Origin of the sequence: Mogibacterium pumilum (genome assembly GCF_002243385.1) — a bacterium.
Classification (GTDB): Bacteria; Bacillota; Clostridia; order Peptostreptococcales; family Anaerovoracaceae; genus Mogibacterium; species Mogibacterium pumilum.
On sequence record NZ_CP016199.1, the window covers coordinates 692,374 to 699,638 of the forward strand.

Sequence of the window (7,265 nt, forward strand, 5' to 3'; positions counted from 1 at the left end):
GCCACTATGATACCCATCAGCAGTGGCTGGAGTTCTGTAGCCCACATGATGATATCTCCCATCTTCATTGCTGCGTTGCCTAGTGCTGGAGCGATGAACCAGGATAAAGCAATTCCTATACCTATAGTTACACTGGGTGTAACTAATATGTCAATCTTTGTCTCCTTGGATATAGCCTTTCCGCATTCAGCAGCGATAATAGCTACAAATAGCACTGCTAGAGGACCACCGGCGCCTCCAAGTGCATTTGAAGCAAATCCGACAGTGATAAGTGAAAACAGAACTAGCGGCGGAGCAGCGAGCGCATATCCAATCGCGCATGCCATTGCAGGCCCTCCCATAGCCATCGCGAGTCCACCCACAGTGTATTTGATGCCACCGATAGTAGCTACTGTCTGCGACAAGGCAGTGATATGAAGTTGCACCCCTATGGTGTTGATGATTGTTCCGATAAGAAGCGAACAGAAAAGCCCTTGGGCCATGGCACCGAGGGCGTCAATTCCATATCTCTTTCCGGAGATGATTATGTCTTTGCGTTTTAGAAATGATGTGAAACTAGCCATTAAAAAGCCTCCTAACTATATACAGGTGTCATGACACCTGTATATACATTAAAAGAGGCTGTATAAAAAGTCAATATTAAATTAAAGAAAATGTTATCGGCTACTCCAAAAGTATGCTGTCGTTTGCCAAAAAATATTTTGTCATTTACTCGAAGAGTATCCCAATAGAACGGAGCTTTTCCTTGATCAGCTCAAGTGTAGCTTCATCTCGGCAAATAATCGCGTGCAGATGAATGCCATCCGTTAGCAGAGATAGCGGGGGCGCCTTGCTTTCTTTAACTCTATCTACAAACTCCCTTGCTTCAATCCTGTTAGATATGTGTAGATTGCCGACGAGCTCTCCATATATCGGATGATCCACTGTGACATCTAGCACTGTGCCGCCGCAGTCGACGATGGCATTAAGCTCCTCTAGAATCTCAGCTCTATTGTGCTTACACGCAATCTGGTAGATTGATGCTGCTTCCTGATTCAGAGGCAACACGTATCCACGAGGTGTGGCTGTTATGTCATATCCCTCTGCTCTCAGTATTGCAATGTCGCCGACTACAATCTGCCTGCTTACACCGAACTCTCTTGCCAAAGCCGAAGCGCTTACAGGTGAACCTGCAGACTGCAATTTCTGTATTATCTTGTCTTTGCGCTTATCCCTCTGCATGGCTAGTTCTCCGTAATAATGTTCTGCTAATACATGACTTGCATCCTAATAAGATGTGCTGATATATCGTTTATATTATGGTGTGCACTATTATTTGTCTTTCTTCTCTTCTTCGCTGACCTTCTTCTCTCTGATTGCCTTTGTGCGAATTTCCTCGCAGATTGCGTTTACAAACTCGCCCAAAGGTTTGCTGCCTTCGTCTCCTTCGAATCTCGAACGAACGGAAACAGTTTTATTCTCAGCTTCCTGCTGTCCAACGACTAGCATGTAAGGGAGTTTCTCCATCTGAGCCTTTCTAATCTTGTATCCGATTCGCTCAGAGCTGTTGTCGATAGTAACATCAACACCGTTTCTTCTTAATTCAGCAAAGATTTCCTCTGAATAATCTTGATACTTATCGGAGATAGGAAGGATTCTAACCTGCTCTGCACATAGCCAAGTAGGGAAGTTGCCTGAATATTTTTCAATCAGCCAAGCGAGAGTTCTTTCGTAGCATCCGAGCGATGTACGGTGAATGATGTATGGACGCTTTTTCTCACCATTCTTATCGATGTAGTACATATCGTATCTCTCGGCTAGGAACATGTCGAGCTGGATAGTGATCATTGTATCTTCCTTACCGTACACATTCTTTGCCTGAATGTCTAGCTTAGGCCCGTAGAATGCAGCCTCACCGGAAGCCTCCGTGTAATCGAGACCAATCTCGTCAAGAATATCGCGCATTGCAGCTTCAACCTTATCCCATTCTTCGGCAGTTCCGAGGTACTTGCCAGGGTTTTCAGGATCCCACTTCGACATTCTATATGTAACCTCTCCCTCGAGTCCGAGAGTTGTGAGGCAGTGCTTAGCAAGCTTTACACAGCTCTTGAACTCTTCGTCGACCTGCTCAGGTGTGCATACGAGATGACCTTCTGAAATCGTGAACTGACGAACTCTGGTAAGTCCGTGCATTTCACCGGAATCCTCGTTACGGAATAGAGTTGAAGTTTCGCCCATTCTGTAAGGGAGGTCTCTATAGCTGTGCTGCTTAGCCTTGTATACATAGTATTGGAATGGGCATGTCATAGGACGGAGGGCAAATGCATTTGCGTCAGCATCATTCTCGATAAGGCTCAAATCCTCTAGCCCTCTAATCTCGCGAGTAGCATCCTCTGCGTTGTTGAGATCGTCGAGGTTTTCGTAACCAAATACGAACATACCGTCCTTGTAGTGGTACCAGTGGTCTGAAATCTTGTAAAGAGTTGATTTCGCCATCAGCGGTGTTCTCGTTCTCACGTAACCCCATTCGTAATCCTCGAGGTCTTCGATCCAGCGCTGAAGCTTCTGGATCATCTTAGTTCCCTTAGGGAGGAATAGGGGAAGTCCCTGACCTATGATGTCTACTGTTGTAAATAACTCCATCTCGCGTCCGAGTCTGTTGTGGTCTCTGTTCTTGATGTCTGCTAGGTACTCGAGATACTCCTCAAGATCAGACTTCTTGTTGAATGCAGTCCCGTAGATTCTGGTGAGCATCTTGTTGTGCTCGTCACCTCGCCAGTAAGCACCGGAGCTTGATGTTAGTTTAAATGCCTTGATCTGCTTAGTGCTCATGAGGTGTGGGCCTGCACAGAGCTCTATGAAATCTCCCTGCTGATAGAATGAGATAATCTCGTCCTCCGGAAGGTCTTCGATTAGCTCAACCTTGTATGGCTCATTTCTCTCTTCAAATAGCTTGATAGCTTCATCTCTAGGAAGTGTAAAGCGAGTAATATCGTCACCCTTCTTGATGATTTTCTTCATCTCTGCCTCTATCTTATCGAGATCCTCTCTAGTGAGAGCTGGCATGTCAAAGTCGTAGTAGAAACCGTTTTCGATTGAAGGACCAATTGTCATCTTAGAATCTGGATATAGATTCTTAACAGCCTCTGCGAGTACGTGTGAACATGTGTGTCTGTACGCATGCTTTCCCGCATCGGAATCAAATGTGAGAATGTTAACCTCAGCATCCTTATCCACAACAGTTCTGAGGTCACAGACCTCTCCATCAACTTCACCAACGCAAGCAACTCTTGCGAGACCATCGCTTAGGTCTTTGGCTATGTCAATGATGGACATCGGCGAAGCGTATTCTTTTTTGCTGCCGTCTTTTAGTGTAATAATCATAACAAGAACTCCTTTCATTAGCGGAAGGAAAATAAAAAGCCCCTTCCGACATTAAAATTGTCAGAAGGGACGCATACATTCGTATTCGTGGTTCCACCCATCTTCCGGAGCTCCTGCTCCGGCACTCTTTGAAGCTTTTAACGCGGCTAGGCGGGCATGATTAGTGCCACTCGGAGGTGGTGTTCAGAGCGCCCGTGCTGAAATGATCTCACCGCCCATTCCTCTCTCAAAGCCTTAAAGCGAACCTACTGTCCTCGTCAACGTTTTAATAATAGATAATGTTACCACCGAGGGTGCTAAAAGTCAATGAATTTAGAGGTGCAATCTGTTATAATTTAACGGCAAAATCTGATATAATTCATGGATATGAACGCGAAATTTTAAATTATAATTATAGGTGAAAAATAATGAATCCATATGTAAAAGAGTACGCTGAATTGATAAAAGATTACGAAGCTAAGCAGGGTAATCGTGAGTCGGTACTGGCATTATATGAGTTTTCAGACAGGCTCAAGGAAGTTGGAGATAGAGATGCAAAATCAGTTTTAGTTGATGTATATAGAACGCTTTCGCTGATGCAAAGTGCATATGACTTGTTACTTGAGATTGTTGACAAGAGCGACAGGAAGCAGGTTAAGAAGCTCGCTACTCTAAGAGAAGATGCAGAAGGTCATGGAGATTGGGGTGCAGTAAAGAGACCTAAAACGCCTAAGCAGATTTCTGAAGATAGGGAGAAAGTAAGTAAGTTACCACAGTTTCGCTATCATCCGAATCCGCTTGCGACTGAAAGCTTTGAAGAAGGAACGCCAGAAATATGCCCATGTTGCGGTAAGGAAAGCACAATCTATTATAGTTCGTTTCCTTATTGTGTTGAAGAGATTGAGTATTTATGCCCGGAGTGTATAGCTAGTGGTGAGGCAGCTAAGAAATTCGATGCGGAATTCGTGCAGGATGCCGAATGGGAAGGCGAGATAGATCGGGAGAAGTCGAAGGAATTATTTGAAAGAACCCCCGGCTATATGAGCTGGCAGGGAGAGCACTGGCTATCATGCTGCAACGACTACTGCGCATATCTCGGAACAGTAGGCACAAAGGAACTCGAGGCGATGGGCATTGCAGATGAGGTTATAGAAGAGTACGAGATGAGGGAAGAATATACCGATATCAGAGAGTACCTATATAAAGATGGCGATCTGTGTGGATACTTATTTCGCTGTCTTCACTGCGGAAAATACCACATCTATGTTGATGCGAGCTAATTTGTACGGCGACAAAGGGGAGCCTAGCGTTTTAAAAGCGGCGAACTAATTTGGAGGAATTTTAATGAAGATATATCAATATTTTTTGATAGGAATAAAGCAGGCGTGGGACAACAATCTCTTTAAAATAGTGCTTTTTACAGTTGGAACTGTCCTTCTTGTATCGTTGATACGCAAGCTTGTGATGGTCAGCAAGAGTGGCGGAAAGTTTTCAGAGCCTATGCATATCGCAAATGGGAATTTATATATTCATAGCGGTATTGTTCCGGGTAACCGAGTGATTCCTTTGAAGGAGCTCGAAGCGGTTGAGATACACTTTGTGCGCGGAAGGCGTCTAAATGGTCACAGATATTTTATAGAGTTTGTGAGAAAAAAAGGGAGAAACAAGGGCATCATTATTGGAAAGGATAAGGCAACTGAAGCGAGACTTACGCAGATTAAGAAACAGCTGAAGAAACATAAGGTAAAGGTTCGCGAAATAAAGTAAGTGAAGGGAAATGGGTTAGTATATTGGAAAACAAGAAAAAATCGGTTCCTTGGAAAGAAAGGAAAGTCATATCGGTGTGCCTTCGAGATGGGAGATACATCTTGGCGCAGATGGTAAAATCGCCATACATGGTTTTCTTTAATCTTTTTAGCGAGGATAACTCGTGGGAAGGTGTGACTTTGTCAACTGATAAGGTGCTGTTCTGTCATGCGGTTACGCGTCAGTGGAAAGCGCACAGTCCCATCGAGCGCATTAAAGGTGTAGAGCCGCTTTCTGACTACGAGCTTCCAACCAGATGGATTCATACAGAAGGGCTCGGTCACAGAAGTCGAGAAATTATCGTTGATGGAGTAAAGCGAAGTGTGGTAATTCTCGGTACACGACTAGCATTGGTTGAAAGAGATATGATAGATAATAGCAAGAATAATGCACCGTGCGGACTCTATCATACGGTGGTTAAGTCTGATTTAAAAGAAGCAGATTGGCCGATGGTGGAAAATATAGAAACAATGTCAGTCGAGATGTACCCGGGCTTGAATGAGCGGCTATACCTGTGTAGCCTTCTGGGGAAAAATGTAAATCCGGAGCTTGAGATTTACCTCGGTAGACCGATTCCGGAAGTATATAACACATATGTAAAGATAATGTGCGGAGACAAAATCCCCGATTACTGTTAATACGACGAATTAAAATCAATACCTAGTTAAACCCCTTGAATCTGGAAGATGAAAAGGGGTATTATACTGGGCACAGATTAATGGATTTAACCATGGTAAATCAAAATAAATCGAAGGAAATGGGAGGACACAATGGGAAATAGAGAAATGAAAGTTAGAGTTAATATGCCGGTACTCCCCGAGAGATTAGGGGGGATACACAGTTACAGCAAATAGGTTCGACGACATGTTCCTAAAGCTCTTCGACAAAGAGCCTTACGGAATCAACTCGGAGATTAACCTTATCGCCGGGGACGAGAGAACTAGCGTTGAAACCGTAAGCATAGATAGAGGTGAGCGCTGTATGGGCATAAGCCTCAAGGTGGGATATCCAGAAGCATTTACTTCAGGTAAAGTGCTAAGTAGACTTGCTGAAGTGGTTGCTCCTTACAAGTGCGGTATCGAGAAGATAGCGTAGAAAAGCAACAGAATCGGGTGAGCGGATCATAAGTTTATGAAAACAGCGAAAAATAGCATGTAAATAGCGATAAAGTGGCTCAAACACTCGATAAATCGCATGTAAACGTGATATAATTAATAGGCTCGTGCATTTGCGAGAGAAAAATGGTAACAGGAAGGATATACTAATGAAAGATATTGAGATCAGAGAACTCTTCCGAAACAGAGAAGAGTATGCAGGTAAAGAGATTGTTGTCAGAGGCTGGGTGAGAGGTAATCGTGCATCCAATCAGTTTGGTTTCATCTCGCTCAATGATGGTACCTTCTTCACACCTCTCCAGGTTGTGTACGAAGCTTCGAAGATTGCAAATTATGAGGAGATTTCCAAGGTGCATCTCGCAGCTGGCGTAATGGTAAAGGGTGTACTTGAGCTTACACCTGGAGCACAACAGCCATTTGAACTAAAGGCGACTGAGGTCACCGTTGAGGCTGATTCGCTATCGGATTATCCGCTGCAGAAGAAGCGTCACACCATGGAGTATATGAGAGAAATCGCGCATCTTCGTCCTAGAAGCAACACTTTCTCCGCAGTATTCAGAGTACGCAGCATCGTGGCTTATGCGATTCATAAGTTCTTCCAGGAGAGAGATTACGTATATGTACACGCTCCAATCATTACAGGTAGCGATGCAGAGGGTGCAGGCGAGATGTTCAAGGTTACTACACTGGATCTCAACAACGCGCCTACTAACGAGGATGGTTCTATCGATTATTCGCAGGATTTCTTCGGCAAGGAGACAAACCTCACCGTTTCGGGACAGCTCGAGGGAGAGGCGATGGCACTTGCGTTTAGAAATATTTATACATTTGGACCAACATTCCGTGCTGAGAACTCCAACACAGCTAGACACGCATCTGAGTTCTGGATGATCGAGCCAGAGATTGCGTTTGCAGACCTAGCTGATGACATGGATGTCGCAGAGGATATGGTAAAATACATAATCAACTACACGCTTGAGCACGCACCTGAGGAGATGGAGT

At 44.3% G+C, this 7,265-nt stretch carries 8 protein-coding genes and 1 other annotated feature; of the genes, 5 read left to right on the forward strand and 3 right to left on the reverse strand.

What is annotated here, in order from left to right:
* The 3 genes from AXF17_RS03385 to thrS form a co-directional block, all read right to left on the reverse strand.
* A partial coding sequence (locus tag AXF17_RS03385) for a PTS sugar transporter subunit IIC (RefSeq protein WP_207651591.1) occupies positions 1-563 on the reverse strand: 563 nt, incomplete at its 3' end.
* A gap of 145 nt (positions 564-708) precedes the next feature.
* A complete protein-coding gene (locus AXF17_RS03390) occupies positions 709-1,221 on the reverse strand; it encodes a transcription repressor NadR (RefSeq protein WP_094233803.1) in 513 nt (170 codons plus the stop codon).
* A gap of 90 nt (positions 1,222-1,311) precedes the next feature.
* Positions 1,312-3,363 carry a threonine--tRNA ligase gene (gene thrS, locus AXF17_RS03395; protein ID WP_094233804.1) on the reverse strand — a complete coding sequence of 684 codons (2,052 nt, stop codon included), beginning with the start codon at positions 3,361-3,363 and terminating at the stop codon, positions 1,312-1,314.
* A 62-nt stretch (positions 3,364-3,425) separates the two neighbouring features.
* Positions 3,426-3,633 (reverse strand) — a binding site (T-box leader).
* Between the two features lie 137 nt (positions 3,634-3,770).
* Between thrS and AXF17_RS03400 the strand changes: the two genes are divergently transcribed.
* From AXF17_RS03400 to AXF17_RS09440, 5 genes are all read left to right on the forward strand, one after another.
* Positions 3,771-4,622 (forward strand): CbrC family protein, encoded by an 852-nt coding sequence (locus AXF17_RS03400; RefSeq protein ID WP_094233805.1) that lies wholly within the window; start codon positions 3,771-3,773, stop codon positions 4,620-4,622.
* 64 nt (positions 4,623-4,686) lie between these two features.
* A complete protein-coding gene (locus AXF17_RS03405; protein ID WP_094233806.1) occupies positions 4,687-5,109 on the forward strand; it encodes a hypothetical protein in 423 nt (140 codons plus the stop codon).
* A 101-nt stretch (positions 5,110-5,210) separates the two neighbouring features.
* On the forward strand, positions 5,211-5,786 hold the full coding sequence (locus tag AXF17_RS03410) for a hypothetical protein (protein ID WP_094233807.1): 576 nt from the start codon (positions 5,211-5,213) through the stop codon (positions 5,784-5,786).
* A gap of 226 nt (positions 5,787-6,012) precedes the next feature.
* Complete coding sequence (locus AXF17_RS03415; RefSeq protein ID WP_094233808.1) at positions 6,013-6,243, forward strand: hypothetical protein; 231 nt, start codon at positions 6,013-6,015, stop codon at positions 6,241-6,243.
* A gap of 169 nt (positions 6,244-6,412) precedes the next feature.
* Positions 6,413-7,265, forward strand: an 853-nt coding sequence (locus AXF17_RS09440) for an amino acid--tRNA ligase-related protein (protein WP_237049075.1), incomplete at its 3' end; no start/stop codon positions are given.